Source organism: Microbacterium sp. CFH 31415, assembly GCF_022538185.1.
Taxonomy (GTDB): domain Bacteria; phylum Actinomycetota; class Actinomycetes; order Actinomycetales; family Microbacteriaceae; genus Microbacterium.
In genome coordinates this window covers 98,017-122,670 of sequence record NZ_JAKYXC010000003.1, presented here as the reverse complement: position 1 = coordinate 122,670, position 24,654 = coordinate 98,017, and the positions used below count along the sequence as shown (strand labels likewise).

The following is a 24,654-nucleotide window of genomic DNA, read 5'->3' as shown; positions in this document are numbered from 1 at the left end:
CACGAACCATCTTCTGCGGAACCCGCCCCACGCTACGGGCCGAAGGTCCCCCGCTCCCGGGTGGACCCACCCCTGGGGGAGATCGAGAACGGCGGCGCGAGTTCAGACAAGAGGTCGATGACTCGGCCGCGGATGCTGTCTCGCACCTGCCGCACTCCGTCGAGGTCGAGCGTCGCCGGATCGGCGAGCTCCCAGTCCAGGTAGCGCTTGCCGGGGTACAGCGGGCACGCGTCGCCGCAGCCCATCGTCACGACGGCGTCGGCCGCGCGCACGACCTCGTCGGTGAGAGGCTTGGGGAACTCCTGGTCGACGTGGATGCCGATCTCCTCCAGGACGGTGATCACCGACGGGAGGATGCCCTCGCCGGTCGGCTTCGACCCCGCCGAGCGGACGTGCACCCGGCCATCGGAGAGATGCCGGGTGAGGGCGGCCGCCATCTGCGAGCGGCCGGAGTTGTGCACGCAGATGTACAGCACCTCGGGCACCGCTTTGACGACGAGCCCCTTGGTCTGCGCGAGCGCGGTGAGACGATCCTCGGCGAAGCGCTCGGTGAGAGCGGGAAGGTGCATCTGAACCTTGGCAGTCCGGCCGAGCGCGACGTAGGACTCGAAGACGACGCGTTCCACGGTCTCCTCCCCGACCATGCCCGCGAACCGCTGTGCCAGGCGCTCCGCGGCGCGACGGAGAACTGAGTCAGGCGAAAGCAGAGCAGCCTGGACCGGCGGGATGCTCACGCCGCCCGCCCATCCGGGAGGATCTCGTCGAGCAGCGTCTCGATCCGGCGCCGGATGTCGTCGCGGATGGGACGCACCGCGTCGATTCCCTGCCCCGCAGGGTCGTCGAGCTCCCAGTCCTCGTAGCGCTTGCCCGGGAAGATGGGGCACGCGTCGCCGCAGCCCATGGTGATGACGACGTCGGACTCCTTCACGGCCTCCACGGTCAGCACCTTCGGCGAGTTCCCTGCGATGTCGATGCCCTCCTCGGCCATCGCCGCGACAGCGACGGGGTTGATTTCGCTCTTCGGCGCCGAGCCTGCAGAGAGCACCTCGACGCGGTCGCCGCCGAGCGCGCGCAGGTAGCCGGCGGCCATCTGGGAGCGACCGGCGTTGTGGACGCAGACGAAGAGGACGGTGGGCTTCTCGGCCATCGAGGTCTCGCTTTCTCTCACGGAAAGCATAGATGTTCATCTATTGGTCGACAATGAACAGCCGATGAACGGTCAGGTCGGGAGCAGCTCGATCAGGAGGGAGCGCACGCGCCGCTCGATGTCGTCCCGGATGGCGCGCACGACCGCGGCCGGCTTTCCGACGGGGTCTTCCAGATCCCAATCCAGGTAACGGCGCCCCGGATAGATCGGGCACGCATCGCCGCAGCCCATGGTGACGACCACGTCCGCGGCGCGCACCATCTCGTCCGTGAGCGGTTTCGGGAACTCGCCGCCGAGCGAGATGCCGATCTCATCGAGAGCGTGGACGATCGACGACCGCACCTCCGGCCCGGGGGCGGAGCCTGCCGTTCGGACTGCCACCCGGTCCCCGGCCAGCTGCCGGAGGATCCCCGCCGCCAGTTGCGAGCGCCCGGCGTTCTGCACACAGACGAAGAGCACCTCCGGTCGGTCGGTGCGATCACCCGCGACTCGGCTCAACGCGTCGAGCCGGGTGGCGGCGAATCCCGCGGTCCGCGAGGCCACGAGAGGCGGAGCAGTGACCCCGGCGAGCAATTCGTAGCTCTCGGAGACCTGTGCGCGGACCGTCTCAGGGCTGAAGGTCCCGCGGTAGCGCGTCGAGAGGTCGGCGACGATGCGCTCGAGGTCGGGTGGGCGCACCGGGGGCCCGCCGCCGAGGAGTGCGTCGACGCGCGCGGCTTGATCGGGCGCGATCGAGTACCAGACCCGTCGCCCGTCGGGTTCGCGGACGACGACACCTTCGGCGAGCAGAGCCTTCATGTGATGACTGACGGTGGGCTGCCGGAGGGCGAGGGCCTCGGCCAGGCGCCCGACGAGCTGACGGCCATCGGGGGAATCGCGGATGAGCCGGAGGATCTTCGCCCGGGTCGGATCGGCCAGTGCAGCCATCCCCCGTGACCCGTCCGAACTCATAGATCGGAGTCTATCGACCGGCTGATTCAATCGGTCCCGTTGCGATCGCTGCGTCGTTCGATCACCACCGTGTCGCGCCACCGGCCCGCGTGCGGCCCGAGGCCGGATCGCGCGATCCGTTCGCGACGGCCCACTACTCGGAATCCCGCCCTCTCGTGGACGCGCAGGCTGGCGGAATTCTCGGGGAAGACGCTGGACTGGATCGTCCAGACGCCGGCATCCTCCGCCGCCTGGATGAACGCGTCGAGGAGAGCGCGCCCGATGCCGCCACCACGCGCATCGCGGTCGATGTAGACCGAGTGCTCGACGACCCCGGAGTACGCGGGCCGACCTGAGACGGCCGATGCTGCCGCCCACCCGAGCACCTGGCCGGCGTCGCCCACAGCCACCAGGCGCGCGTAGGGGAGCTTGCCGGCGTGGAAGGCCTCCCAGGTGGGGGTCGTCGTCTCGAACGTGGCTTCGCCGTCTTCGATGCCTTGCGCGTAGATCCGCTCGACGTCGGTCCAGTCCTCGGGAACCATCGGCCGGATCCGTGTCACGAGCAGCAGCCTCCTGCTGCGTCCGCCAGGTCGGTGGAGCACACGCCGGTCGCCGGCAGCACCAGCTCGACCTGCGAGGCAGAGGCGAGGTCGCCGTCCAGCCACGCGGCCACCGAGCGAATCTGCTCGTACCCGGTCGCGAGGAGGAAGGTGGGGGCGCGGCCGTAGGACTTCATGCCGACGATGAAGAACCCGTTCTCAGGGTGCGTGAGCTCGCGGAAGCCGTGCGGCTCGACGGTGCCGCAGGAGTGGACGTTCGGGTCGATCAGAGGTGCGAGCCGCTTGGGCGCTTCGACGATGTCGTCCAGCTCCAGGCGGATCTCGCGCAGCATTTCGAGGTCAGGGCGGAATCCGGTGGCGTTGACCACGAGATCGGTCTCGTGCGTGACGACCTCGCCACGGCGGTGACCGACCAGCTCGACATGACCGTCGATGCGCCGTGCACGAAGGATCTCGAACCCGTCGACCACCGTGACCGTTCCCGCGGCGACGGCTTGGTCGACGCGGCTGCCGAGCTTGGCGCGGTCGGCGAGTTCGTCGTCGGGAGCGGAGGACACCCGCACGGCCTGGGCATTGCGGATCAACCAGGTCACGGAGGTGCCCGGTTCCTGGCGCGCGAGCTCGGCAAGGCCCAGCAGCGTGTTCGCCGCTGAGTGGCCCGCACCGACCACCGTGGTGTGCCGCCCGGCGAACTGCGCACGGTCGCGACCGAGCACGTCTGGAAGAGCCGGCGTGACGGCATCCGCGATCTCCTCGGAGCCGAGGAGCCCGAGCCCGTTCGAGGACAGTGGGTTGGGCGTCGAGTAGGTACCGGATGCATCGATCACCGCCCGTGCCGAGAGTTCCTCGAGGCCGTTGTCGGTCGTGACGCGGACGACGAACGGTGTGGCCGCGCGTGCCCGGGAACGCGTTCGGTCCATCCCCTCGCGAGTCACGGCGACGACCCGGGTGCCGGTCCGGATCACTGATGCCATCGGGGCGAGGGCGGCCAGCGGCTCCAGGTAGTGCTCGACCAGTTCGGCACCCGTCGGCGCTCGCTCGGGGTCGCGAAGCTCCCACCCGGATGCTTCGAGCATGCGGCGGGCTACGGGGTCGACCAGATGCTTCCACGGCGAGAACAGCCGCGTGTGGCCCCACGAGCGGATGCTGGCGCCGACACTCTCACCGGATTCGAGGACCACGACGTCGATGCCGCGATCGATGAGATGCGCTGCAGCGGCGAGGCCGATCGGACCGGCTCCGACCACGACGACGGGAAGCGTCGAGAGGCGATCGTTCGTGGCGACGCGGGGGGTGAGATCGAGCAGGGTCACGGTGTGCCTCCGTAATATCGATGACTTTCGATATCGCAGTCTGCACCCATCTATCGACGAGTGTCAATATCGAGTATTGTCGATGCATGATCACGCTCGAGGTGACCGATGTGACCGCCACCTGTTGTGCGCCGCTCGTCCGCGACACGCTCTCGCCGGAGGATGCAGAGCAGCTGGCGCACACCATGAAGGCCCTCGCCGATCCGACGCGCTTGCGGCTGCTCTCGATCGTCGCTGCATCGGAAGACGCCGAGGCATGCGTCTGCGACCTGATCGAGCCCGTCGGTCTCAGCCAGCCGACGGTATCCCACCACCTGAAGGTGCTCAGCGAGGCCGGGTTCCTCTCGCGGACCAAGCGAGGCACGTGGGCGTACTACGCACTCGTGCCGGGAGCGCTCGACCGCGTGGCACAGCTCTTCGTCACCTCGTGAGCAGCGCACGCGCCGTGGCGGGCGAGTTCCTCGGAAGCGCGGGCCTGACGACCGTGGTGGTCGGTTCGGGAATCGCCGCACAGCGGCTCTCCCCCGGCGACACCGGCCTGCAACTGTTCGAGAACGCGTTCGCGACCGCCTTGGGCCTCACGGTCCTCATCCTCGTGTTCGCGACGGTCTCGGGCGCTCATTTCAACCCGGTCGTCACCCTCGCCGACATCACCCTCCACCGCGAGAAGTGGTCGATCGCCGCCGTCTACATCCCTGCTCAAGTGATCGGATGCATCGCCGGCGCCATCCTCGCCAACCTGATGTTCGACGAGCCCGCCGTCGCGTGGAGCACCACCGAGCGAGCCGGATGGCCCCTGCTTCTCGGCGAGGTGGTGGCGACCGCCGGGCTCGTCGTGGTCATCTTCGCCCTGGTGCGCACCGGACGCTCGCACCTGGCCGCTCCCGCTGTAGGCGCTTACATCGGCGCGGCGTACTTCTTCACGTCATCGTCGAGCTTCGCGAACCCGGCGATCACCGTCGGCCGGATGTTCACCGACACCTTCGCCGGCATCTCCCCCGCGTCAGCGCTCCCGTTCATCGCCGCTCAGATCGTCGGGGCGGCCCTGGGCTGGATCGCAGTCCGCGCGCTGTTCCGGATCGAGGGCAAGCGCGTCACCGTCGAGGCCTGATGCTCGCCGGGTCGCGACCGCGGGTCGCGCTCGCCCTGCTGGCCGTGGCCCAGGTCGTCGCATGGGGCGCCCTCTACTACGCCGTCCTGGTGGCGGCGCCTGCGATCGCCACGGAGACCGGCTGGGATGAGCAGAGCATCTTCCTCGCTGTGACGGGTGGGCTGATGGTCTCCGCTGCGTGCGGCGTTGTCGTCGGACGCTGGCTCGATGCCCGGCCCCGGGTCGTGATGGTCGTCGGAGCCGTCGCCTCCGGGGGCGCCCTCTTGTGCGCGGCCGCCGCGCAGGATGTCCTGGTCTTCGCCGCCGCATGGCTTCTCGTGGGAGCCGCTCAGTCGGCCGTGCTCTACCAGGCCGTCTTCACCGTCATCACGCACCGCTACCGCGGCGCTCGGCACGGACCGCTGACGATCGTGACTCTGGCCGGCGGCCTCGCGTCCACGATCTTCGCACCACTGACCGCAGCACTCGTGGACGTGTTCGGATGGCGGATCACCTTCGCGATTCTCGCCGGGCTCATCACCCTGGTCGTGGTGCCGATCTACACGATCGCCATCGAGGACGGATGGGAGCCGATCGTGGAGACGCGGTCGGCCGAGGATTCGACCGGCGTCCTGTCGTCGGCGAGGTTCTGGCTGCTCGGCCTCTCCTTCGCGACGATGTCGTTCGCCTTATACGCGGTCACGCTCTCCGCTGTGCCTGCGTATTTGGAGAAGGGCCTCGACCTCCAGGCGGCGGCGTGGGTCCTCGGCGTCATCGGGGCCGGCTCGGTGCTCGGCCGCCTCGTTTACCTCGCACTCCCGCATGCCGCGGCGCCGTGGGTGGCAACGGTCGCCGTCGGGCTCGCGGGGGCGGTTGCGCTGGCCGGCTTCGGTGCCGCACAGGGCACCGTGGGGATCTTCCTCGCTGCGGTGATCACGGGTGCACTGCGAGGAGTCCACACTCTGGTGCAGGCCTCCGCGATCTCTGACCGGTGGGGCCACGCGCAGTACGGACGCCTCAACGGCGCGCTCGCCCTGCCCGTCATCGCGCTCACCGCGTTGGCGCCGGGAGCGGCCTCGGCGATCGCGGGCGCGATGGGTTCGTACCAAGCGCTCGCCTTCGCGATGGCCGCGCTCTGTGGCGTGGGCGGTCTCCTCGCTGTCAGGCGATGAGCCGTGCATGCGCACGCAACCCTCCGCATGCCATCCCGTCGCGGCATCCGCTCGTTCACTACCCGCAGTTCGGGCGGCAGCCGCGCTGCGTGACCGCGTCGATCAGCACCGTGCCGATGTCCGTCGGTTTGAGCGCCTGATACGCCGCGCCGTCCGTGGCTGCGGCGATCTGCTCCAGCGCGGCCTGGTCGGTGTCGGGACCGTAGCCGATCGCGATCACCGCGACCGGCTTCGCCGGATCCCGCAGCTTCTCCAGCTCGACGAGCAGACCAGGCAGGTCGAGACCCTCATCGTCCTCGTTGAAGCCGTCGGTGTTGAGCAGCACGAGGTTGACCTGCCCCGCGACGTACGTCTCGCGCAGATAGGTCACGGCGGCCAGAACACTGTCGTAGAGGCCGGTGCCCCCGCCGACGAGGCTGTCGAGACCGTTCGCCGAGTCGATCATGCGCTGCTTGTGCGCGGGGTCGCCCAGCTCGCCGAACGGCACGATCTCCTGCCAGTCCTGGCCGCCGATGCGACGGCTGGAGAAGACCCAGTTCGCGATCGAGGAGTCGTCCGAGAGCGAGTTGATGGCACGGACCGCGGCCTGCTCGAACAGGTCGATGCGGCGCATGTCGGCGGTCGCGGGCTGGTTCATGGATCCCGAGACGTCGTTGAGCGCGATCATGCGCGACGGCGCGGTGAGCATCTGCCAGGTGCGCAGCGCCTCCGCCTGGTTGGCGCCGTCGGCGGGGTCGGCCGCCACCACGGCGGCGTCGCCGCCCGTGGCACCGGCCGCGTGGCCGGCGGCATCCCGCAGTCCGTACTCGGCGAGCCGCTCGGATGCGCCGGCCACCGCCTCGGACAGCACGTCGACGGCCTCGAGCGTGTCGACCGTGGCGTCGCCGAGCGTCACGAGCGGCATGCTCACGGCGGGCTTCACATCGGTGGGGAAGACCGGCACGAGCGGAGCGTCAGCGGCGGTTCCGTATGCGAGGAGGGCCTGCTCGGTCGTCACCGCGATGGTCGGAGTGGTAGCGGCGGATGCCGCGGCGAGCGCGTCCGCGGCCGTCGCGACGACACCCCGCTCGAGGCCGAGCGCCAGCGCCGTGAAGACTCGCGCATCGCCGCCGACCGCGGTCTGCAGCGCGAGCAGTGCCGCCGAACTGCCGGCCACCGCCGCGGGGTCCGGCACGACCGCCGACACCGTTCCGCCGGCGAGGCTCGCGAATCCGGCTCCCTCGGACTCTAGCGCGGCCGCGGTGTCCTCCGTCGTCGCGAAGACCACCGGCGTGCTGGCCACCGTGCCGGTGACGACGAGGTCCGCGGCATCCACTTCCCGCAGCTCTGCCATGCCGGTCGCCCGCGCGGGCCACATCGCGGAGTCGGGCACCCACACGTCGAAGTCGGGCACCGTGCCCTCAGTGATCGCTGCGGCGGTGACCGCGCTGTCCTCGGCCCGGATCGACACCTGGGGGCAGTCGGTGCGCGGCCCGGTGAGATCGGCGACGATCGACTCGAGCGCCTGGGCGACGGCCGGGTCGGCGGTGATGCGCAGCGACGCGGGGAGGCACGTGCCCTCGGGCGCGGGCTGCTGCGCGGACGGGCCGGGGAATCCTCGTACGAACATGACGCCGAGCACGGCGACAAGGGCGACGACCAGGAGCAGGATCACGCCCGCCAGGATCAGCGAGCGCTTCTTCTGCTGCGCCGCGCGGACCGCGGCGCGTGTGGGCACCGTGCCGGAGGGCGTAGACGGCTGAACTCGGACCAATGGCACTCCGATGAACGGCGGGTGGGGCCCGCATCGGGGATACGGCGTCGTCCCGGGGGAAGACTGCGCCGTACTTCGGGGGGAATACTCCAGTGGAGTTTAGGTGACAGGCCTGAGAGGTCAAAGGGCTCCTGATGCGCGCGACCGCAGCAGGGAGGCCACCTCACCGACGTCAGGTGCCGAGCATCCCGCGCAGAGTGCGGGCGTTGCGCACCGCGTGACCCTCGCCGTCGTTGTTGAAGTAGGCGTAGACCGAGTGACCCGATCCCTCCCACTCCCGGATGCGCGCCGCCCACCACGCCAGGTCGTCGTCGGAGTAGGAGCCGCCGTAGAGGTGCTCCTGATCCGGTCCGTGCAGCCGCACGTACACGACCGGGGCCGTGGCCCGAAGCATGCACGGCAGCCGCGCACCGCTCATGACGCAGTAGCCCGCGCCCCGGTGCTCGAGCAGCCGGAATACCTCCTCCGTCGCCCACGAGTCGTGGCGGAACTCGACCACCGGCCGAACCCACGCGGGCAGGTGCCGCAGGAGCCAGTCGAGCCGGGCGTCGTCGCGCTGGTGCGACGGGTGCAGCTGGATGAGAAGCGGACCGCGTCGAACACCCAATTCGTGCAGGCCCGCCTCGATGCGCTCGATCCACGCTTCCGGATGCAGCAGCCGTCGTGCGTGGGTCAGTCCGCGCGGCGCCTTGACCGCCATCTCGAAGCCGTGCGGCAGCCGCTCACGCCACGACGCGAACCGCGCCGGCGGCGGCCAGCGATAGAACGAGGCGTTCAGCTCGACGGTGTCGAACTCCCGGAAGTACGTCTCGAGCCGTGCGCCGGCGGGCAGCCGCGGAGGATAGAGCACGTCCTTCCAGTGGTCGTAGCTCCATCCCGAGGTGCCGATGCGTGCCATGAGGGGGAATCGGATGCCGCGTGCCCGCTCACGGCTGGAGCACGACCTTGATGCATCCGTCCTCCTTCTTCTGGAACGTCTTGTACATCAGGGGCGCATCGCTCAGCGGCACGCGATGCGTCGTCAGATCCATGACCCCGAGCGGATCGCCCGGGTCCTCGACGAGCGGGAGGAGCGCATCCACCCACCGCTTCACGTTGCACTGCCCCATGCGCAGCGAGATCTGCTTGTCGAACATGGTCTTCATCGGCAGGATGTCGGCGTCACCGGCATAGACGCCGCTGATCGACACCGTGCCGCCGCGGCGCACGAGGTCGATCGAGGCGTAGACGGCGGCGAGCCGGTCCATGCCCGCGGTGTCCATCACCTTCCGGGCGAGTGGATCCGGCAGCATGCCCGCCGCGCGCTGGGCGAACGCGATCATCGGATCGCCGTGGGCCTCGAGACCGACCGCATCGACGACGGCGTCGGCGCCCCGCCCCTCGGTGAGATCACGCAGCTCGGCGACGATGTCGTCGGTCAGGTCGAAGGCCGACGCACCGTGGCGCTCGGCCATCGCCCGACGCTCGGGCACCGGATCGACCGCGAGCACCCGGTAGCCGAGGTGCACGCCGGCACGGGCGACGAACTGGCCCACCGGCCCCAGCCCCATGACCGCCACCGTCCCGCCGTCGGGGACATGGGCGTACTGGAGCCCCTGCCACGCCGTGGGAAGGATGTCGCTGAGGAAGAGGTAGCGATCGTCGGGAAGGTCATCGCCGACGCGGATGTGGTTGTGGTCGGCGAGCGGGACACGCAGGTATTCGGCCTGACCGCCGGGAACCTGGCCGTAGAGCTTGGTGTAGCCGAACAGAGCGGCGCCGCTGTCGTACTCCCGCACCTGTGTGGTCTCGCACTGCGACTGCAGTCCGCGCACGCACATGAAGCACTGCCCGCACGCGATGTTGAAGGGGATGACGACGCGGTCGCCGACGGCGAGCTGCGAGACGTCGTCGCCCACCTCGACAACGATCCCCATCGGCTCATGGCCGAGCACGTCCCCCTTGTCGATGAACGGCCCGAAGAGCTCGTAGAGGTGGAGGTCGGAGCCGCAGATGGCCGTCGAGGTGATCCGGACGATCGCATCGGTGGGCTGTTCGATCCGAGGATCGGGCACATCCTCCACGGTGACCTCGCGTCGTCCCTGCCACGTCAGCGCCTTCATCGTCCCGTCCTCCCGGCCCGTCGCCGCGGGCGTCGCTCGCAGATCCCCGAGGTGGGGCACCCCTTCGATTCTGGGCAGGGGAGGGACGTCACCGCGCGGGGGTTGACATCCCGCGGGCGCTGGCGCAGACATGAACTCTTCGCAGTTCGCCCCCGCAGACGCGACCTTCGGGAGGCTCTGACCCGCCGGCGGGGTGTCAGGCCGCGGTCAGCACGCGCTCGCGGTCAGGCGACGGGGCGGGCGCGGAGGCGAAAGACTCCGTCAGCCCGAGGTCGTCGAGGCGCAGGACGAGGCCGCTGTTCGAACTGGCGGCCACCGCGAGCGACGCGAGCAGCGCCCGATCGAGCTGAGGGGCTTCGGCCGACTCGAACACGAAGCGCATCGGAATCGAGGGCTGCACCCAGATCGACGAGCGACCGGAGCCGTCGGCGTGCGCCCACGACATCATGAAGCACTCGTTGCGCCGCAGCTTCGTGGCGATGACCACTTTGACGTGGGCGAGCAGGAGATCCGGGATCTCGATCGGCTCCTGCTGGGCGCCGTAGAAGAGTTTCGCCATGGTTCGACCATCCGTTCTGGTGAACTCATAATACTTCGAGACCAAATATTTAGATAGTGAGATATCTCTCTCACTGAATTATTCGCTGACAATAGGGCATACTCTCCAGGACACGATCGATTGGGGACGTCATGACGCAGACCACCGGGGCAACTGCCGACATGGTGGCCGCCGATGCGCCCGATGTCGCCGGCGTCCTGGAGCAGCTCCGCCTCGCCGAAGCGCGTCTGGCGCGGCGCCGTCAGCACGAGTCCGGCCTCGCCGAGACGGATCGCGCCGCGATGCGGTTTCTTCTCGGGCGCGTCGACGCCGACGAGGTCACCCCGACGATGGTGGCCCACGCAGTGCACCTCTCGCCGGCTGCGGGCACGGCGCTCATCGACCGGCTTGTCGCGCGCGGGATGGTCCACGTCGAGCCCCATCCTCGCGACCGCCGGAAGAAGCTGGTGCGGCCATTCGATCGCAGCGCCGACCCGGACCACCTCGATCCGCTGACGACACGATTGCGCGAACTCGCTTCGCGCCTCACCGATCACGATGCGCGCATCATCGCAGCATTCCTCGAGAGCGTGCGAGCTGTGGTGTCCGACACGGCGACCGCCACCACCGTCAGCCCCTGAGACTCCCCCGCCCTCGCACGGTGCCCGTGAGGAGCAGCACCCCCGCGCCCCACACCAGCAGCCGCGCACCGCGAGACCGCCAGCCCCCCGTGACCGGCGAAGCCCCAGGCGGTGCGTCGAACACCGTGCCATCACTCAGCGGCGCGTCGCCCCGCAGTTCGATCCTCTTCTTCACGAAGCGGGTCAGCAAGTCGTATGCCCACGGCGACGCGCGGTGCAAGGGCACGACGACGCGCTGCAGCAGTCCGACCGACGTCGCGAAGCGCCGTCGTGCCGGTGCGCGCACGATGGCCCGCGCGACCGCGGCGACGACCTCGCGGAACAGCCGCGCCGGCGTCTCCTCGAATCCGCCGTAGCTGAACAGCCCCGCGTTGCCGACCCAGACGTCGATGCGGCCGTAATCCCCTGCGGCCGCGGCAGCCAGCGCCCGAACCTCGCCCTCTTCCGTCACGTCCGTCGGGACGACCAGCACTTCGGCGCCGTGCGCGCGGCACTCCTCGGCCACGGTCTCCAGAGCGGCCGCGCTCCGCGACGCGATCACGAGCCGGGCGCCGCGCCTGGCGTAGGCGCCGGCAGTCGCGCGGCCGATCCCGCTCGACGCCCCGGTGATCACGACCACCCGTCCTTCAGCGGTCACGTCATCCCCTTCGGCGGACTGAGATCCGGCAGCGTCCGAGTGCCGAATTCATGGCGCAGTGCACTGCGGGCGGCGAACCATCCTGCGAGGCCGTGCACGCCGGGGCCGGGCACCGCCGACGCACCGGCGAGGTAGACCCCGGGAATCGGCGTGCGCCACGGGTCGGGCGTGAGCACGGGCCGGCGGATGATCTGCCAGAGCGTCGGCGCACCCGCGGCGATGTCGCCGCCCGGGTAGTTCGGGTTGTGGCGCTCCACGTCCAGGGCGGTTCTGGAACTGGTCGCGAGGATGAGGTCGCGGAATCCGGGTGCGAACCGCTCGATCTGCGCGATGACCGCCTCGCGGCGATCAGCCACGCTTCCCGCCGGTACGTGGGTGTAGGTCCACAGCGTGTGATGGCCGGCCGGTGCACGCGTCCCGTCGAACACCGACGGCTGCGAGACGAGCACATACGGCCGCTCGGGCAGCCTCCCCGCGTTGACCGCGTTCTCGGCCGCCGCCACCTCGGCCCGGGTTCCTCCGACGTGCACGGTTCCGGCATGGCGCACCTCGGCGTGGGACCAGGGCACCGGGCCGCTCAGGGCGAAGTCGATCTTCGCAACGCCGCCGCCGTAGCGGAACGCCTCGAGGGCGTGGCGGTAGCCGACGGGCATCGCCTCTGCCGCCATGCGGAGGAACGCGCGGGGCGTGACGTCGAGCAGCGTGGCCTGGGCGCGGGGCAGTTCGCGCAGCGACCGCACCTCGTGGTCCAGCACCACCTCCCCGCCGTGGGCGCGCAGATCGTCCACCATGGCGTCGACGATCGCCTGGCTGCCGCCGACGGGGATCGGCCAGCCGCGGGCGTGGGCGTACGCGGTGAGTGCGAGGCCCGCCCCCGCCGCGGCGATGCTCGGCTGCGGCAGGATCGTGTGCGCTGCGACACCGGTGAGCATCGCCGGCGCCGCGTCCTCCCGGAATCTGGCGCTCCATGCGGGCGAGCCCTGCTCCAGCGCGCGCACGCCGAAGGCGGCAGCGGTCGGGATGTCCGCCGGAACGGCGAGCAGAGACGACCCGGTGAACTCGGCGATGCTCGTCGCCCTCTCGGCCAGCGGACGCATCAGCCGCTCGTACACTCGTCCGTCCCGGCCCAGGCCGTCGCGCGTGCGGCTCAGGTCGCGGTGGGCGAGTGCCGCCCTGCCGCCGTCGAGCGGATGTGCGAAGGACAGGTCGGGAGTGACGAAGCGCACGCGCGACCGCAGGCCGAACTCGCGGAAGAAGCGCGACTCGAAGGCCATCGGGTGCACGGCCGAGCACACGTCATGTCGGTGTCCGGGGAGCGTCAGCTCGCGCGTCGACGCGCCGCCGCCCGCCTTGTCCGCGCGTTCGTAGACGCGCACACTGAGGCCGGCACGGGCGAGCGTGACGGCGGCGGCGAGACCGTTCGGGCCGGCGCCCACCACCACGGCGTCGCACTCGGTACTGCCGACGGCCGCTGCGCTCATGACGAAGCGGCGTCGGCGCCGATCTCCTGCTCCGCGGTGGTGTCACCCGGCGTGCGGGCAGCGATGCCCTCGGCGAGGTACGCCAGCCGGTGGAGCGTCTCGGTGTTGCGCCAGTGCAGCAGCACGTCCATGATCGCGTCCGGCACGAATCGGCCAGGGCCAGCGACGGCCTCCTCCTGGATGCGCACGACGCTCCGGTCGCCTCGAGGCTTGACGTCGATCGTGACGCGCGCCTCGCCGATGGGCCAGCCTCGCGCACGAAGCGCGAGCGTGTGCGGCGGGTCGCACGCCTCTACCACCGTCCTGTCGTCGATCAGCAGCGGCCACGTGCCGAACGAGTGGTGCAGCTCCGCACCTGCAGCAGGCCAGGCGTCGTCGACATCACGCATGCGCGACGCCCCCACCACCCACGACGGATACAGCCAGCCGTCGCCCAGCACCCGGAACACATCCTCCGGGGAGCAGCGCAGCTCTCTCACGTTGCGGGACATCGGTCATTCCTCCGTTCGCGGTGAGGGTGCGGAGCGGACTCGGCGTCCGCCCCGCACCCGATCGACTCGCGTCAGACGCCGGAGACGGTGTCTCGCGCGTCCTTCGCACGGTCGGCGACCGTGCCGGCTTGATCCGTCGCCTCGCCCTTGACCGTGTCGAATGCGCCCTGGGCGCTGTCCTTGACGGCGGTGGCGGCCTGTCGGGCCGGCTCCTTCAGGTCGGAGGCGACCTCTTTGGCGACCGAGCTCACCTGGTCGACGAGCGGCTGTGCCTGCTCCTTCACGGATTCGGCGAGCTGCTTCTCACGGTCGGACGCAGGGATGAGGGATGCTGCGACCAGCCCGACGCCGAAGGCGATGAGTCCGACTGCCAGCGGGTTGCCCTCGGCTTTCGCCTTCACGTCGCGAGCGACACCCGCCGCACCGTGAGCCATGTCGGACGCCGACGATCCGGCGTCGTCCGCGACTCCCATGACGCGGTCACGCAGTGAGCCGAAGGCGCCGCGCACCTTGTCGGTCTGGCGGCCCACGATCTTGGACGGCGTCACCTTGTCGGCGAGCGCATCGACGTCGGCGCCCAGCTCTTCTCGCGTCCGCTCGATGTCGGCGCGGATCACGTCGGGTGAATCAGTCATCGGTTCTCCTCGTTTCTCTTGAATGCCTGCGGAATCTCCTCGAGCGTCTCGACCGTCTGCGGGGCGCCCTTCACCTGCTTCATCTGCTTACGGCCTACGGAGTAGAGCACGGCCGCGATGATGGCCCACACCACCGCGACGACCAGCCCGGACCAGCCGCCGCCGATGAGGTTCGCGAGGCCCGCCCACGCGGCGATCGACAGGAACAGCACGGCCATCGCCGCGGCATATCCCGCCCCGCCGAGCAGGCCCGCGCCTTTCGCTGTCGCTGTCGCCGACTCCTTCAGCTCCGCCTTGGCCAGCGCGATCTCCTGGCGCATCAGCGTCGACAGGTCTCGCGTCACCTCGCCGAGCAGCTCGCCGAGCGACGCCGTCGCGGCGCGCTGCTCAGAGGGAGTCTGATCGCTCATCGGTGCCCTCCATTCCATTGCCGTCGAAGCGCGCGGCCGACTGCGAGTAGATCGGCGCGTCCGCTCCCGTGGCGTCCATCGAGGCATCGCCCATCGGGGTGTCGTTCATACCGTCACCGGCTGAGGCCGTACCCGCATTGGTCGCGCCGGTCATGCCCGTCGCACCGGTCGCACCGTTTCCACCCGATACGCCCAGACCTGTTGCGGTGTCGTAGCCGGTGGACGCCGGCAGTGCCGGTCGTGCGGTTCCCGTCGCGCCGGAGTCGCTGCCGTTGCCCGATCCCTGGCCTGAGTTCGAGGCGAGCGCGCGCGCCAGTCGTCCGACGACGACTCCGGCGACCACACCCGCCGTGATGAACACGCCGGGGCGACGGCGTGCGAACGCCTTCACCTCGCTGAGGACCATCGCCGGGTCGCGCTCGGCGAACCACGACCCCACGGCGCCGACGCGATCCGACGCCTGCTGCACCAAGTCGGCCGCGACGCCCGAGGTCTGCGATCCCGCCGCCATCGATCCGAGCTGGTCCCCGACCGAGGTGAGGCCGGACGCCAGTCGCTGCTGCTGCTTGGACGCCTGGTCGCGGAGCTCCTGGCGGCCCTGGTCGAGGAGAGCGCGCGCCTGATGCTTCGTCTCGCGGGCCACCCCGCCGGCTTCCTGCTTCGCGGTGGCGGCGACGTCCTTCACAGCGCCGGTCGCGGCATCCTTCACCTCACCGGCCTCGTGCTTCGCGGTGTCCACCGTGCTCGACTCCTGACCGGAATCGGCGACGTAGGGGTCGGCACCTCCGGCTGCATAACCCTGTGACATGGGGTCTCCCTTCCCTTCGACCTCCACCGCGGGGCCGGTGGAGGTTCTCCATTGAAAGCAACCTCGTTCGCACGTCAGAGGGGGTTGTGCGATGAGGAGGCATGTGCTTCGCGCGGGCGATGAATGGATGCGCGCAGGGGAGACGATCCCGATGATCCTCATCTTCTTGGTCGCCCAGAAGCAGACCATCCGGGGGATCAGCGCCGGCGGGCTGAAGGGCTGAGGGCCCCGTCACTCGGAGATGGCCTCCACGGCCTCGCCGGTCTGCGTCGCCGACAGCGTCAGGGCGATGTCGGCCTGACTGATGATGCCGACGAGCTCGTGGCCGTCGAGCACGGGCACCCGACGCACCTGGTGCCGCTCCATCGACGTCAGGACCTCGCGGATGTCGTCGTCGGCGTTCGCCAGCACCAGAGTGCGCTCGGCGAGCAGGCCCGCGGTCTCGATCGCGGGCCGGCCGCCGCGCGCGACGCACTTGACGACGATGTCCCGGTCGGTGAGCATCCCCCGGAGCTTGCCGTCCGCGCCGCAGATCGGCAGCGCTCCGACGTCCAACTCGGCCATCAGCCGTGCGGCCTCCTGCAGGCTCTCGGACTCGCCGATGCACCGCGGGTCCGGCGTCATGATCTCTCGTGCAGTGGTCATGTGAAACTCCTCTCCCCGCCGCCGAATCTAGGCGAGGGGGCAGGGCGCACGGAGGGGCTTGACAGGCTGCCGCGGAGCGACCGTCGCGAGAGTCAGCCTTCGAAGTCCTCGGGCTCGACGTCGTCGAGGAAGCGCTTGAACTCGTCCAGGCTCTCGGCGGCGTCGGTCTCGGTGAGCACGTCGGGCACGCCCGCCTCTTCCATCACCTGGTCGGCCACCCAGATCCCCGCCCCGACACGGGTGGCCAGCGCCACGGCGTCGGAGGGCCGGGCGTCGACCACGCGGTCGCCCAGCGCCGTCGACAGCGTGACCTCGGCGTAGAAGGTGCCGTCGTCGATGCGCGTCACCTCGACGCGTGTGACCTCCGCACCGAGCGTCTCGATCAGCGAGCGCATGAGGTCGTGCGCGAGCGGGCGCGGCACGGGCGCCTGCTCGATCGCGACGAGGATCGAGGTCGCCTCGAGCTGCCCGATCCAGATCGGGAGCACCTGGCCGTCGCCGGGGATCTCGTCGATGGGCTTGAGCAGCACCACATGCTGCCCCGTGGCGTCGAGGGCGACACCCGCCACACGGACCTGCACCATCGCTTCGCCTCCCATCGCATCCCCTCCTGCCATCGTAGGCACGTCGCGGCGCCCGCGGCCGGTGGAGACGGAACGCATCGGCACCACCAGAGGTCGGTTCCGAAGCCTGTTCATTCACCGGAATGGATGTCGCGGGCGTACGGTTGCACGCAAGCATGAAGCGCTTCGGAACCCTCTCCTTCGGTCACTACGGCCCCCTCGGCGGCGGCCGTCAGCTCACCGCGGCCGACTCGATGCTGCAGGCGATCGATCTGGCGCAGGGGATGGACGATCTCGGCGTCGACGGCGCGTACTTCCGCGTGCACCACTTCGCGCGCCAGCAGTCGTCGCCGATGCCGCTGCTCGCGGCCATCGCCGCCCGCACCGAGCGCATCGAGGTCGGCACCGGGGTCATCGATATGCGTTACGAGAACCCGCTGTATCTGGCTGAGGAAGCGGCATCCGTCGATCTGATCTCCGGCGGCCGTCTCGCCCTCGGCGTGAGCAGAGGCTCACCCGAGACGGTCGTACGCGGCTACGAGGCGTTCGGCTACACCGGGTCCGACGACCCTCGCGGTGCGGACCTCGCGCGTGAGCACTTCGACCTGTTCCTGCGCGCCATCGAGGGTGAGGGATTGGCGGAGCGGGATGCCTCGTCGCCGTTCGGCACCGGAGCGACGGGGCTGCAGCGCATCGAGCCGCACTCCCCCGGGCTTCGCTCGCGGGTGTGGTGGGGAGCGGGCAACCGCGACTCGGCCGAATGGGCGGGTCGGGTCGGCGTGAACCTCATGTCGTCGACGCTGCTGACGTCGGCCGACGGGCGCCCCTTCGACATCCTGCAGGCCGAGCAGATCGACGCGTTCCGGGCAGCCTGGCGCGAGGCCGGTCATGCCGGCGAGCCCCGGGTGTCGGTGAGCCGCTCGATCTTCCCCCTCGTCACGGCTGAGGACCACCTCTACTTCGGCGGGCGCCAGGACGGCGACCAGATCGGCGTGATCGACGGCATCCGCTCGACGTTCGGCAAGACGTACGCGGCCGAGCCCGACGTGCTCATCGAGCAGCTGAAGGACGACGCCGCGGTCCAGGCCGCGGACACCCTGATGCTCACGATCCCGAGCCAGCTGGGCGTCGAGTTCAACCTGCGGGTCGTGGAGACGTTCGCGACGCAGGTCGCCCCGGCGCTCGGCTGGGTGGGCACGCACGCCTAGCGCGATCCGTCGTCCTCGATGAGGTGGAGCTGCGTGCCATCGGGATCGATCAGGTAGCCGGCGCGCTGGCCCCACTCCTGGAGCGACACCGGGATCAGCCGCGGGATGCCGACGGTCTTCTCGGGCACGCCGCTCGCGCGGACGTCGGCGTAGAGGCGGTCGAGATCCGACACGCGGATGCTCGTCATGAACCAGCTCTCGTACGGGTCGTGCTCGGGCGCGAGGAAGAACTCGAGCACGATGCCGCTGCGGCCGAGGATCATCCAGCCGCCGTCGCGATAGGTCACCTCGAACCCGAAGCCGCCGTAGAACGTGACGGTGGCATCGAAGTCGCGGGAGGGGAGATTCGGAACAGCCCTGTCCATATCCCGACCCTACGACTTCGCCGGGACGCCGCCCACCCTGCGCACGAAGTCGCGCAGCAGCAGGTTGACCTTCACCGGATCGCGCGCCTGCGGGAGGTGACCGCCTCCCTCGATGACGACGAGGTCGCCGCCGGTGAGCTCGGCGACGAGCGGGCCGCGCCGGGGGTTCTGGCACATGTCGAGCGAACCCGTGATCACCAGGACCGGGCAGCGCACCGCTTCGCAGATCGCGCGGGAGGTCGGGATGTCCTGCGCCCGGTATACCGACGCGTACTCGAGCAGCAGCATGTCGGCGCCGGCGCCCATCGACCACTCCACGCAGTCCTCGACCTGCTTGCTGGAGTGCGGCTCGGGGAACATCTCGCGGAAGAAGAACTCGGACCAGCCGCGCCAGTCCTGCTTCCAGTAGTGGCGGTTCTGCTTCTGCCACCCCTCGTACGACTCACGCGGCTCGTCGAAGTCGAACTCGATCCGGTGCGGCAGCGGCTCGGTCAGCCGCACACCGGGATTGATGGTGCACGCCCCGAGCACCCGCTCGGGGCGCTCCCCCGCCATGATCAGCGCATGACCTGCGCCGCTGCAGAGCCCGACGAGGACCGCCCGCTCCGCGCCGACGGCGTCGAGCACCACCCACTGGCCGGCGAGCTGCACCGTGTCGTCCATCTGCCGCGCCACGACGGGGGTGCCGCTGCGGCCGTTGCCCGGCGGGTCGCTGACCACGACGCGGAAGTGGCGGGCCAGGAATGGGATCTGCGCCTTCCACGCGCGGCTGTGCACGATGACGTCGGGCATCAGCAGGTACACCGTCGGCGACCCGTCGCCGTAGACCTCGTAGTGCACCGCCAGGCCGTCGTTGTCGACGGATCCGGTGGCCGTGGGCTGGAGGGCACGCATCAGAGCAGCTCCGCCAGCATCGCCGCGGCGCGTGCGGCGCCGTCGGTCTCGACGGGCCGGTACGCCACCTCGCGGCCGAGTTCCGCCACGAGGGCGGCGGCGAGCGTCTCAGGGTCGCTCGCCTCGGCGTAGCGCACGCACCGGCCGGCGCCGTAGTTGTCGAGTCGGCGGCGCACGTGGAAGTTCTGCTCGAAGTGGTTCTCGAGCGGGACGTAGAGGAACGGCCGCCGGGCGGCGGTGAGCTCCATGCAGGTCGTCAGACCGCCCTGCACGACGGCGACGTCGCACGCGGCGAGCGCGAGGTAGAGGTCGGGAACGAAGCCGCGCACGGACGCGCCCCGGCGGCGTGGCAGCTCGGCGGGATCGATCCGCGGCCCGGTCACCACGAGGAACCGCAGTTCAGGGCGGAGGCGGCGCGCCGCGGGGATCGAATCCATCACGCGATGGAGCAACGCGCGCCCCACGCCGGAACCGCCCACCGTGACGACGCACAAGAGCTCGTCGGCGCCGACGCCGAGCCGTCGCCGGGCGCCGACACGCTCCTCGGCGGACGGCGGCTCGAACCCCGTCACGTAGCCGGCGAAGTCGAACTGCGCTTCGGTCCACTCGCGGATGCGGGGAAGCCCGGCGCCGAACGGCTCGTCGACGACGTCGTCGGGGTTGCCCACGAAGATCGACCGATCCCGCAGCCGGCGGTAGCGCGCGCGCTGCTCGAGCATCTCGGCGTTGTAGTCCGCAGTGAGGGCGGCCTCGGCGTCCCCGCCCTCCGGCATCGGCAGCCAACCCACGAAGTCGGTCAGCCACGCGAACGCGAATCGCTTGAGCTCGGGGTTCTCGTGAAGGAAGTAGTCGACGTCCCAGGCCTCGTCGCCGATGACGAGGTCGTAGTAGGTCTCGTCGACCACGTCGTTGAAGACCATGAAGTTGTTCACCAGGATCTCGTCCATGCGCCGGATGGCCTGGAACGCGTGCAGATCGTGGTCTGCGGACTCGTCCTCGATGTGGGCCGACTCGTTGGCCAGGAAGGCGGATGCCGGGTGGACCGGCTCTCCGGCCTTGGCCAGGACGCGTGTGACGGGATGCTGCGCCAGCCAGTCGATCTGCAGGTCGGGGTGCAGGCGCCGCAACTCCTGCGCGATCGCCACATCACGCCGGGCATGACCGAGCCCGATCGGGGAGGACAGGAACAGCGCCCGCCGCGGACGGCGCTGCGCCCGGACCCACGTGTGGCTGCGACCCGGCATGGCCATGGCCCCAGTCTGCTCCTGCCCGTGCCCGGTCGTCAGGGCCGTGCTTCGATGACGCGGTTGAACGGCGTCTCGGCGACGCTGCGGAATCGGGTGAATCCGCCCGCAGACGCGACGTCGCGGATGCGCGCCGGTCCGGCCTGCGTTCCGAGCGCGAGCCCTACGTCCTGCGACAGTGACGACGGCGTGCACAGCAGCGTCGAAAACCCGTAGTAGGCGCGGCCGACCGGGTTGAGGTTGTCCTCGACGTGGTCGCCGGCCATCGGCTCGACGATCATCCACGTGCCGTCGTCGGCGATCGCCTCGCGCACGTGCCGGGCTGCACCCACCGGATCGCCCATGTCGTGGAGGCAGTCGAACATCGCGACCAGGTCGTATCCGGTTCCGCCGAACTCCTGGGCCGACGCGACCTCGAATCGCACGTTCGTCACGCCCGCAGCGGCCGCTCGTTCCCGCGCCGTCTCGATCGACTCGGCGTGATAGTCCGAACCGACGAACGTCGAGTTCGGGAACGCCTGCGCGAGCAGGATGGTCGAGGCGCCGTGACCGCAGCCGACGTCGGCGACGAGCGCGCCGGTCTCGAGCTTCTCGCGAACCCCGTCGAGCGCGGGGATCCAGGCGTCGACGAGGTTGGCGTGATAGCTCGGCCGGAAGAATCGCTCGCAGCCGATGTGCACGTCGGTGTCGTGCTGATGCCAGCCGTAGCCGGCGCCGCTGCGGGCCGCGTCGACGATGTGCGTGGTGTCGTGCACGGTGCCCAGCGCGATCTGGAAGAACCCCGGCAGGAATGCCGCACTGTCGGGATCGGTCATCGCGAGCGCGTGCTCGGGCGGCAGGGTGTACCGCTTGCTCTGCGGGTCGTAGGTGACGTACCCGCCCGCGGCCTGCGCGTTGAGCCACTCCCGCGCGTACGGCTCGGCGGTCTCGGTGCGCTCGGCGAGCTGCGCCGGGGTCGTCGGCCCGTGGGCGGCGAGGTCGCGGTAGTACCCGAGCTTGTCGCCCATGACGACGAGCGCGGCGTTGAGTGTCGCGCCGACCTCGTCGACGGCACGGAAGACGAAGCTCATGAGCTTGTCGGTGTCGATCGCGGCCGGTTCGGTGAGGGTGGACATGGTCCTGCTCCTTCGGTTCGAGATGGGATACCAGCGGATGCCTCGACGGTATGAACCAGCGCGCGGCGACCGCATCCGGGGACCCCCCTAGTCGTCCGGCGGCCTCGTAGGATCGGGGCATGCTGGTGGGTCGGCAGGCCGAGCAGCAGGCGCTGGACAGGCTCGTGGCAGCCGCGCGCCTGGGGACGAGCGGCGTGCTCGCGATCTGCGGCGAGGCGGGCGTCGGCAAGACCGCCCTCCTCGACGACGCCGTCTCGCGACTGACCGAAACGCGCGTGCTGCGCGCGACCGGCCACGAATCCGAGCGCGAGGTCCCCTACGCGGCACTGCTGCAGCTGCTGCGTCCGACGCTGGGCTCGCTGGACGGCATCCCGCCGCGGCAGGCCGCTGCACTCGCGGGCGCGCTCGCGCTGCCGCACGGCGACGACGATGCGGAGGGTGCGGCCGGTCCTGGTCGGCGGGACGCGAGCGACCGCTTCGCCGTCGGCGCCGCGGTGCTGAGCCTGCTGTGCCGCTATGCCGAGGACGGTCCCGTCGCCGCCGTCGTCGACGACCTGCATCTCGTCGACGCAGCTTCGGCGAATGCTCTCGTGTTCGCCGCGCGCCGGCTCGCTGCCGATCCGGTCGTGGTGCTCTTGGGCGTGCGCTCCCCCGAGGGCGACGACGTCGTCTCGGGGCTCCCCTCGCTGCGCGTCGGAGGCCTCGACCTCGCGGCTGCGCAGGAGCTGCTGCGGGCCGCGGACGGCCCCCGCATCACCGAGGAGCAGCTCGGACGGCTGCACCGCGCGACGGCGGGAAACCCGCTCGCCCTGCTCGAGCTCCATAGCGCCGACACCGACGTCGTCGACAGCGTCGACGCGGGCCTCCCCCTGCGGGTGCCTCGGGCGGTGACACGTGCGTTCGGCCGGCAGCTGACGGAACTGGATGCCGCGCCCCGGATGGTCCTGCTCGTCGCTGCGGTCTGCGGCGCCGAGCTCCGGCTCATCACCGCCGCGTGCGCCCGCCTCGGCGTCGACGCGTCCCTGCTCGGGGAGTCGGAGGATCGCGGATTCATCGCGCTGCAGGGGGGACGCGTCGAGTTCCGGCATCCTCTGCTGCGCGCCGCCGTGTACTCCGAGGCGTCCGCAGAGGATCGCCACGCCGCGCACCGCGCCGCGGCTGCGGCCATCCCGGAGGCCGATGCCGACCGCCGGGCGTGGCATCTGGCGGAGGCGACGTGGCACCCCGACGCCGAGGTCGCCGGGCTGCTGGCGGCGGCGGGCGGCAACGCGGTGTCCCGCGGCGCCCACGGCGTCGCCTCGCGCGCGTTCGAGCGCGCGGCGCAGCTCTCGCCGAGCGACGACGAGCGCGCGGCCCTGCTGCTCCGCGCGGCCGACACGGCCTGGTCGGCGGGCGACGGCGGGCGGGCGATCGGTCTGCTGGACGAACGGATGCGGGACGGCCCGGCGACGCCGCGAGAGGATGACCTCGGGCTGCGTGCCGCCATCGCGGCGCGAACGGGATCACTGCGTACGGCACTGGAGCTGCTGATGGCGGCCGCCGACCGTCGGCGCTCGCCCGACGAGACGCTCGTCTCGCTGGCCGACGCGGTGCACGCGACGTTCTACCTGGGCGACGCCCGCACCGCATCGGCACTCGCCGACCGCATCGCCGATCTGCTGCCGGCAGCGACGACCCCGACGTCCCGAGCGCTGGGGCTGATGGCGTCGGGCATGGCCCGGACGCTCGCCGGACGCGGCGGCGCGGACGACATCCGCGCGGCGGTGCCGCTGCTCGAGTCCGACGCGGAGCTGCAACGCGATCCGCGGCGGCTCGCCTGGCTGATGCTCGCTCCGCTGTACCTGCGCGACGCCTCCAGCGGCGCACGGCTGCGCGCGCTCGTCGACGAGGTGCGGGGGTCCGCCGACGTCGGCGTGCTTCCCGTCGTGCTCTTCCACGTGGCGGTCGACGAGGCCACGACCGGCGCGGCCTGGGCGAGAGCGGAAGCGGACTACGCGGAGTCGATCCGCCTGGCGTCGGAGACCGGGCAGGACACCGAGCGCGCGATGTCGCTGGCAGGTCTCGCTCGCCTGGACGCCCGGGCCGGGCGGGCCGACGCGTGCCATGCGCACGGCGAGGAGGCGATCGCCCTATGCGCTGCGCGTGACATCCACGTCGGCGAGGTGTGGGTCGCGCACGCGCTCGGCGACCTGGAGCTCTCGCTCGGGAACGCGGCCGGAGCGACGGAGCGGTTCGAGCGACTCATGGCGCTGCTCGGCGAGCTGGATCTCGACGACGCCGACCTCTCTCCCGCGCCGGAGCTCACCGATGCCCTGCTGCGTATCGGCCGCCGCGACAGCGCCCTGGCCGTCGCGGCGAGGTTCCACGCGCAGGCAGCGGCGAAGGGGCAGCCATGGGCCTGCGCGAGAGCCGGCCGTGCGCGAGGGCTCGCCGCCGGCGAGGACTTCGAGCCATGGTTCGAGTCCGCACTCGAGTGGCACGCCCAGACGCTCGACCGGTTCGAGGACGCACGCACGCGTCTCGCCTACGGGTCGCGGCTGCGGCGGGCCGGGCGTCGGGTGGACGCGCGCCCACGGCTGCGCGAGGCGTTCGACACGTTCGCGGAACTCGGCGCGGTGCTATGGCGCGATCACGCCGCGGTCGAGCTGACCGCGACCGGCGTCCATGTGCGCGCCCCCGGTGAGGATGCGACGCGCGAGCTCACGCCCCAGGAGCTGCAGGTGTGCCTTCTCCTCGCCGACGGACGGACGACGCGTGAGGCGGCGGCCGCGCTGTTCCTCAGTCCCAAGACCATCGAATACCACCTCCGCAAGGTCTACGCCAAGCTCGGTATCGGCTCACGCGCAGAGCTCGCCGCAGCGCTGGCTGGGCAGGCTCCGCCGCCATGACGGTCGCGGGGTCCGGCGTACCCG

28 protein-coding genes are annotated in these 24,654 nt (G+C 70.7%); 7 read left to right on the top strand and 21 right to left on the bottom strand.

What is annotated here, in order from left to right; all coding sequences use genetic code 11:
* Positions 1 to 32: 32 nt before the first annotated feature.
* The 5 genes from MK786_RS04630 to MK786_RS04610 all read right to left on the bottom strand — a co-directional run bounded on the left by MK786_RS04630 (position 33) and on the right by MK786_RS04610 (position 3,950).
* Positions 33 to 734, bottom strand: coding sequence for an arsenate reductase ArsC (locus tag MK786_RS04630; RefSeq protein ID WP_241111069.1), 702 nt, complete (start codon positions 732 to 734; stop codon positions 33 to 35).
* On the bottom strand, positions 731 to 1,147 hold the full coding sequence (locus MK786_RS04625; protein ID WP_241111340.1) for an arsenate reductase ArsC: 417 nt from the start codon (positions 1,145 to 1,147) through the stop codon (positions 731 to 733). The genes MK786_RS04630 and MK786_RS04625 overlap by 4 nt, the downstream gene beginning before the upstream one ends.
* 72 nt (positions 1,148 to 1,219) lie before the next feature.
* Positions 1,220 to 2,098, bottom strand: coding sequence for a metalloregulator ArsR/SmtB family transcription factor (locus MK786_RS04620; protein ID WP_241111068.1), 879 nt, complete (start codon positions 2,096 to 2,098; stop codon positions 1,220 to 1,222).
* Between the two features lie 26 nt (positions 2,099 to 2,124).
* A complete protein-coding gene (locus MK786_RS04615; protein ID WP_241111339.1) occupies positions 2,125 to 2,619 on the bottom strand; it encodes a GNAT family N-acetyltransferase in 495 nt (164 codons plus the stop codon).
* A gap of 14 nt (positions 2,620 to 2,633) precedes the next feature.
* Positions 2,634 to 3,950: an FAD-dependent oxidoreductase gene (locus MK786_RS04610; protein WP_241111067.1), complete on the bottom strand. Its 1,317-nt coding sequence runs from the start codon at positions 3,948 to 3,950 to the stop codon at positions 2,634 to 2,636.
* Between the two features lie 86 nt (positions 3,951 to 4,036).
* On the opposite strand from MK786_RS04610, the gene MK786_RS04605 reads away from it, so the two are divergent.
* Genes MK786_RS04605 through MK786_RS04595 form a run of 3 tightly spaced genes read left to right on the top strand, consistent with a single transcriptional unit; the run spans position 4,037 to position 6,212 of the window.
* Positions 4,037 to 4,381 (top strand): metalloregulator ArsR/SmtB family transcription factor, encoded by a 345-nt coding sequence (locus tag MK786_RS04605; RefSeq protein ID WP_241111066.1) that lies wholly within the window; start codon positions 4,037 to 4,039, stop codon positions 4,379 to 4,381.
* Positions 4,378 to 5,061: an MIP/aquaporin family protein gene (locus tag MK786_RS04600; protein ID WP_241111065.1), complete on the top strand. Its 684-nt coding sequence runs from the start codon at positions 4,378 to 4,380 to the stop codon at positions 5,059 to 5,061. Before MK786_RS04605 ends, MK786_RS04600 begins: the two co-directional genes overlap by 4 nt.
* Entirely contained in the window at positions 5,061 to 6,212 is a 1,152-nt protein-coding gene (locus MK786_RS04595; protein WP_241111064.1) for an MFS transporter, read from the top strand. Before MK786_RS04600 ends, MK786_RS04595 begins: the two co-directional genes overlap by 1 nt.
* A 58-nt stretch (positions 6,213 to 6,270) precedes the next feature.
* Here the strand turns inward: MK786_RS04595 and MK786_RS16420 are convergent, their stop codons facing one another.
* The 4 genes from MK786_RS16420 to MK786_RS04575 form a co-directional block, all read right to left on the bottom strand.
* Entirely contained in the window at positions 6,271 to 7,929 is a 1,659-nt protein-coding gene (locus tag MK786_RS16420; protein ID WP_241111063.1) for a VWA domain-containing protein, read from the bottom strand.
* 208 nt (positions 7,930 to 8,137) lie between these two features.
* Entirely contained in the window at positions 8,138 to 8,863 is a 726-nt protein-coding gene (locus tag MK786_RS04585; protein ID WP_241111062.1) for a DUF72 domain-containing protein, read from the bottom strand.
* Positions 8,864 to 8,891: 28 nt separating this feature from the next.
* Positions 8,892 to 10,067 carry an alcohol dehydrogenase catalytic domain-containing protein gene (locus MK786_RS04580; RefSeq protein ID WP_241111338.1) on the bottom strand — a complete coding sequence of 392 codons (1,176 nt, stop codon included), beginning with the start codon at positions 10,065 to 10,067 and terminating at the stop codon, positions 8,892 to 8,894.
* A 196-nt stretch (positions 10,068 to 10,263) separates the two neighbouring features.
* Positions 10,264 to 10,626 carry a hypothetical protein gene (locus MK786_RS04575; RefSeq protein ID WP_241111061.1) on the bottom strand — a complete coding sequence of 121 codons (363 nt, stop codon included), beginning with the start codon at positions 10,624 to 10,626 and terminating at the stop codon, positions 10,264 to 10,266.
* 131 nt (positions 10,627 to 10,757) lie between these two features.
* On the opposite strand from MK786_RS04575, the gene MK786_RS04570 reads away from it, so the two are divergent.
* Positions 10,758 to 11,246 (top strand): MarR family winged helix-turn-helix transcriptional regulator, encoded by a 489-nt coding sequence (locus MK786_RS04570; protein WP_241111060.1) that lies wholly within the window; start codon positions 10,758 to 10,760, stop codon positions 11,244 to 11,246.
* Here the strand turns inward: MK786_RS04570 and MK786_RS04565 are convergent.
* From MK786_RS04565 to MK786_RS04540, 6 genes are all read right to left on the bottom strand, one after another.
* Positions 11,236 to 11,883, bottom strand: coding sequence for an SDR family NAD(P)-dependent oxidoreductase (locus MK786_RS04565; RefSeq protein ID WP_241111059.1), 648 nt, complete (start codon positions 11,881 to 11,883; stop codon positions 11,236 to 11,238). The genes MK786_RS04570 and MK786_RS04565 overlap by 11 nt on opposite strands.
* On the bottom strand, positions 11,880 to 13,364 hold the full coding sequence (locus tag MK786_RS04560; protein ID WP_241111058.1) for an NAD(P)/FAD-dependent oxidoreductase: 1,485 nt from the start codon (positions 13,362 to 13,364) through the stop codon (positions 11,880 to 11,882). Before MK786_RS04560 ends, MK786_RS04565 begins: the two co-directional genes overlap by 4 nt.
* Positions 13,361 to 13,855: an SRPBCC family protein gene (locus tag MK786_RS04555; protein ID WP_241111057.1), complete on the bottom strand. Its 495-nt coding sequence runs from the start codon at positions 13,853 to 13,855 to the stop codon at positions 13,361 to 13,363. Before MK786_RS04555 ends, MK786_RS04560 begins: the two co-directional genes overlap by 4 nt.
* 71 nt (positions 13,856 to 13,926) lie before the next feature.
* The gene (locus MK786_RS04550; protein ID WP_241111056.1) at positions 13,927 to 14,490 is read right to left on the bottom strand and encodes a DUF3618 domain-containing protein; all 564 of its coding nucleotides are present in this window, start codon (positions 14,488 to 14,490) and stop codon (positions 13,927 to 13,929) included.
* Positions 14,487 to 14,900 (bottom strand): phage holin family protein, encoded by a 414-nt coding sequence (locus MK786_RS04545; RefSeq protein ID WP_241111055.1) that lies wholly within the window; start codon positions 14,898 to 14,900, stop codon positions 14,487 to 14,489. Before MK786_RS04545 ends, MK786_RS04550 begins: the two co-directional genes overlap by 4 nt.
* Positions 14,878 to 15,708, bottom strand: a complete 831-nt coding sequence (locus tag MK786_RS04540; RefSeq protein ID WP_241111054.1) for a hypothetical protein — start codon at positions 15,706 to 15,708, stop codon at positions 14,878 to 14,880. Before MK786_RS04540 ends, MK786_RS04545 begins: the two co-directional genes overlap by 23 nt.
* A 91-nt stretch (positions 15,709 to 15,799) precedes the next feature.
* Here MK786_RS04540 and MK786_RS16270 point away from each other — a divergent pair, with 91 nt between their 5' ends.
* Positions 15,800 to 15,931: a hypothetical protein gene (locus tag MK786_RS16270; protein ID WP_277397268.1), complete on the top strand. Its 132-nt coding sequence runs from the start codon at positions 15,800 to 15,802 to the stop codon at positions 15,929 to 15,931.
* Positions 15,932 to 15,939: 8 nt separating this feature from the next.
* Here MK786_RS16270 and MK786_RS04535 read toward each other — a convergent pair whose 3' ends face one another.
* The gene (locus tag MK786_RS04535) at positions 15,940 to 16,353 is read right to left on the bottom strand and encodes a CBS domain-containing protein (protein ID WP_241111053.1); all 414 of its coding nucleotides are present in this window, start codon (positions 16,351 to 16,353) and stop codon (positions 15,940 to 15,942) included.
* Between the two features lie 92 nt (positions 16,354 to 16,445).
* A complete protein-coding gene (locus MK786_RS04530) occupies positions 16,446 to 16,937 on the bottom strand; it encodes a bifunctional nuclease family protein (RefSeq protein ID WP_241111052.1) in 492 nt (163 codons plus the stop codon).
* 155 nt (positions 16,938 to 17,092) lie between these two features.
* Between MK786_RS04530 and MK786_RS04525 the strand changes: the two genes are divergently transcribed.
* The gene (locus MK786_RS04525) at positions 17,093 to 18,124 is read left to right on the top strand and encodes an LLM class flavin-dependent oxidoreductase (protein WP_241111051.1); all 1,032 of its coding nucleotides are present in this window, start codon (positions 17,093 to 17,095) and stop codon (positions 18,122 to 18,124) included.
* On the opposite strand, the gene MK786_RS04520 is transcribed toward MK786_RS04525, so the two are convergent.
* From MK786_RS04520 to MK786_RS04505, 4 genes are read right to left on the bottom strand one after another with little or no spacing between them, the layout of a single operon-like run.
* Positions 18,121 to 18,489 carry a VOC family protein gene (locus tag MK786_RS04520; RefSeq protein WP_241111050.1) on the bottom strand — a complete coding sequence of 123 codons (369 nt, stop codon included), beginning with the start codon at positions 18,487 to 18,489 and terminating at the stop codon, positions 18,121 to 18,123. The genes MK786_RS04525 and MK786_RS04520 overlap by 4 nt on opposite strands.
* 9 nt (positions 18,490 to 18,498) lie before the next feature.
* Positions 18,499 to 19,383: an alpha/beta fold hydrolase gene (locus tag MK786_RS04515; protein WP_241111049.1), complete on the bottom strand. Its 885-nt coding sequence runs from the start codon at positions 19,381 to 19,383 to the stop codon at positions 18,499 to 18,501.
* On the bottom strand, positions 19,383 to 20,633 hold the full coding sequence (locus MK786_RS04510) for a glycosyltransferase (RefSeq protein ID WP_241111048.1): 1,251 nt from the start codon (positions 20,631 to 20,633) through the stop codon (positions 19,383 to 19,385). The genes MK786_RS04515 and MK786_RS04510 overlap by 1 nt, the downstream gene beginning before the upstream one ends.
* 32 nt (positions 20,634 to 20,665) lie before the next feature.
* Complete coding sequence (locus MK786_RS04505) at positions 20,666 to 21,742, bottom strand: class I SAM-dependent methyltransferase (protein ID WP_241111047.1); 1,077 nt, start codon at positions 21,740 to 21,742, stop codon at positions 20,666 to 20,668.
* Positions 21,743 to 21,861: 119 nt separating this feature from the next.
* On the opposite strand from MK786_RS04505, the gene MK786_RS04500 reads away from it, so the two are divergent.
* Complete coding sequence (locus MK786_RS04500) at positions 21,862 to 24,630, top strand: AAA family ATPase (RefSeq protein WP_241111046.1); 2,769 nt, start codon at positions 21,862 to 21,864, stop codon at positions 24,628 to 24,630.
* Positions 24,631 to 24,654 lie beyond the last annotated feature (24 nt).

What these genes read in the sequence shown, in the direction of transcription:
- MK786_RS04550 (WP_241111056.1), bottom strand. Translation starts at nt 14,490, where the DNA reads ATGACTGATTCACCCGACGTGATCCGCGCCGACATCGAGCGGACGCGA.
- MK786_RS04530 (WP_241111052.1), bottom strand. Translation starts at nt 16,937, where the DNA reads ATGGTGCAGGTCCGTGTGGCGGGTGTCGCCCTCGACGCCACGGGGCAG.
- MK786_RS16270 (WP_277397268.1), top strand. Translation starts at nt 15,800, where the DNA reads ATGAGGAGGCATGTGCTTCGCGCGGGCGATGAATGGATGCGCGCAGGG.
- MK786_RS04535 (WP_241111053.1), bottom strand. Translation starts at nt 16,353, where the DNA reads ATGACCACTGCACGAGAGATCATGACGCCGGACCCGCGGTGCATCGGC.
- MK786_RS04505 (WP_241111047.1), bottom strand. Translation starts at nt 21,742, where the DNA reads ATGTCCACCCTCACCGAACCGGCCGCGATCGACACCGACAAGCTCATG.
- MK786_RS04570 (WP_241111060.1), top strand. Translation starts at nt 10,758, where the DNA reads ATGACGCAGACCACCGGGGCAACTGCCGACATGGTGGCCGCCGATGCG.
- MK786_RS04540 (WP_241111054.1), bottom strand. Translation starts at nt 15,708, where the DNA reads ATGTCACAGGGTTATGCAGCCGGAGGTGCCGACCCCTACGTCGCCGAT.
- MK786_RS04545 (WP_241111055.1), bottom strand. Translation starts at nt 14,900, where the DNA reads ATGAGCGATCAGACTCCCTCTGAGCAGCGCGCCGCGACGGCGTCGCTC.
- MK786_RS04625 (WP_241111340.1), bottom strand. Translation starts at nt 1,147, where the DNA reads ATGGCCGAGAAGCCCACCGTCCTCTTCGTCTGCGTCCACAACGCCGGT.
- MK786_RS04595 (WP_241111064.1), top strand. Translation starts at nt 5,061, where the DNA reads ATGCTCGCCGGGTCGCGACCGCGGGTCGCGCTCGCCCTGCTGGCCGTG.
- MK786_RS04525 (WP_241111051.1), top strand. Translation starts at nt 17,093, where the DNA reads ATGAAGCGCTTCGGAACCCTCTCCTTCGGTCACTACGGCCCCCTCGGC.
- MK786_RS04580 (WP_241111338.1), bottom strand. Translation starts at nt 10,067, where the DNA reads ATGAAGGCGCTGACGTGGCAGGGACGACGCGAGGTCACCGTGGAGGAT.
- MK786_RS04500 (WP_241111046.1), top strand. Translation starts at nt 21,862, where the DNA reads ATGCTGGTGGGTCGGCAGGCCGAGCAGCAGGCGCTGGACAGGCTCGTG.
- MK786_RS04520 (WP_241111050.1), bottom strand. Translation starts at nt 18,489, where the DNA reads ATGGACAGGGCTGTTCCGAATCTCCCCTCCCGCGACTTCGATGCCACC.
- MK786_RS04615 (WP_241111339.1), bottom strand. Translation starts at nt 2,619, where the DNA reads ATGGTTCCCGAGGACTGGACCGACGTCGAGCGGATCTACGCGCAAGGC.
- MK786_RS04510 (WP_241111048.1), bottom strand. Translation starts at nt 20,633, where the DNA reads ATGGCCATGCCGGGTCGCAGCCACACGTGGGTCCGGGCGCAGCGCCGT.
- MK786_RS04515 (WP_241111049.1), bottom strand. Translation starts at nt 19,383, where the DNA reads ATGCGTGCCCTCCAGCCCACGGCCACCGGATCCGTCGACAACGACGGC.
- MK786_RS04585 (WP_241111062.1), bottom strand. Translation starts at nt 8,863, where the DNA reads ATGGCACGCATCGGCACCTCGGGATGGAGCTACGACCACTGGAAGGAC.
- MK786_RS04605 (WP_241111066.1), top strand. Translation starts at nt 4,037, where the DNA reads ATGATCACGCTCGAGGTGACCGATGTGACCGCCACCTGTTGTGCGCCG.
- MK786_RS04555 (WP_241111057.1), bottom strand. Translation starts at nt 13,855, where the DNA reads ATGTCCCGCAACGTGAGAGAGCTGCGCTGCTCCCCGGAGGATGTGTTC.
- MK786_RS04575 (WP_241111061.1), bottom strand. Translation starts at nt 10,626, where the DNA reads ATGGCGAAACTCTTCTACGGCGCCCAGCAGGAGCCGATCGAGATCCCG.
- MK786_RS04620 (WP_241111068.1), bottom strand. Translation starts at nt 2,098, where the DNA reads ATGAGTTCGGACGGGTCACGGGGGATGGCTGCACTGGCCGATCCGACC.
- MK786_RS04560 (WP_241111058.1), bottom strand. Translation starts at nt 13,364, where the DNA reads ATGAGCGCAGCGGCCGTCGGCAGTACCGAGTGCGACGCCGTGGTGGTG.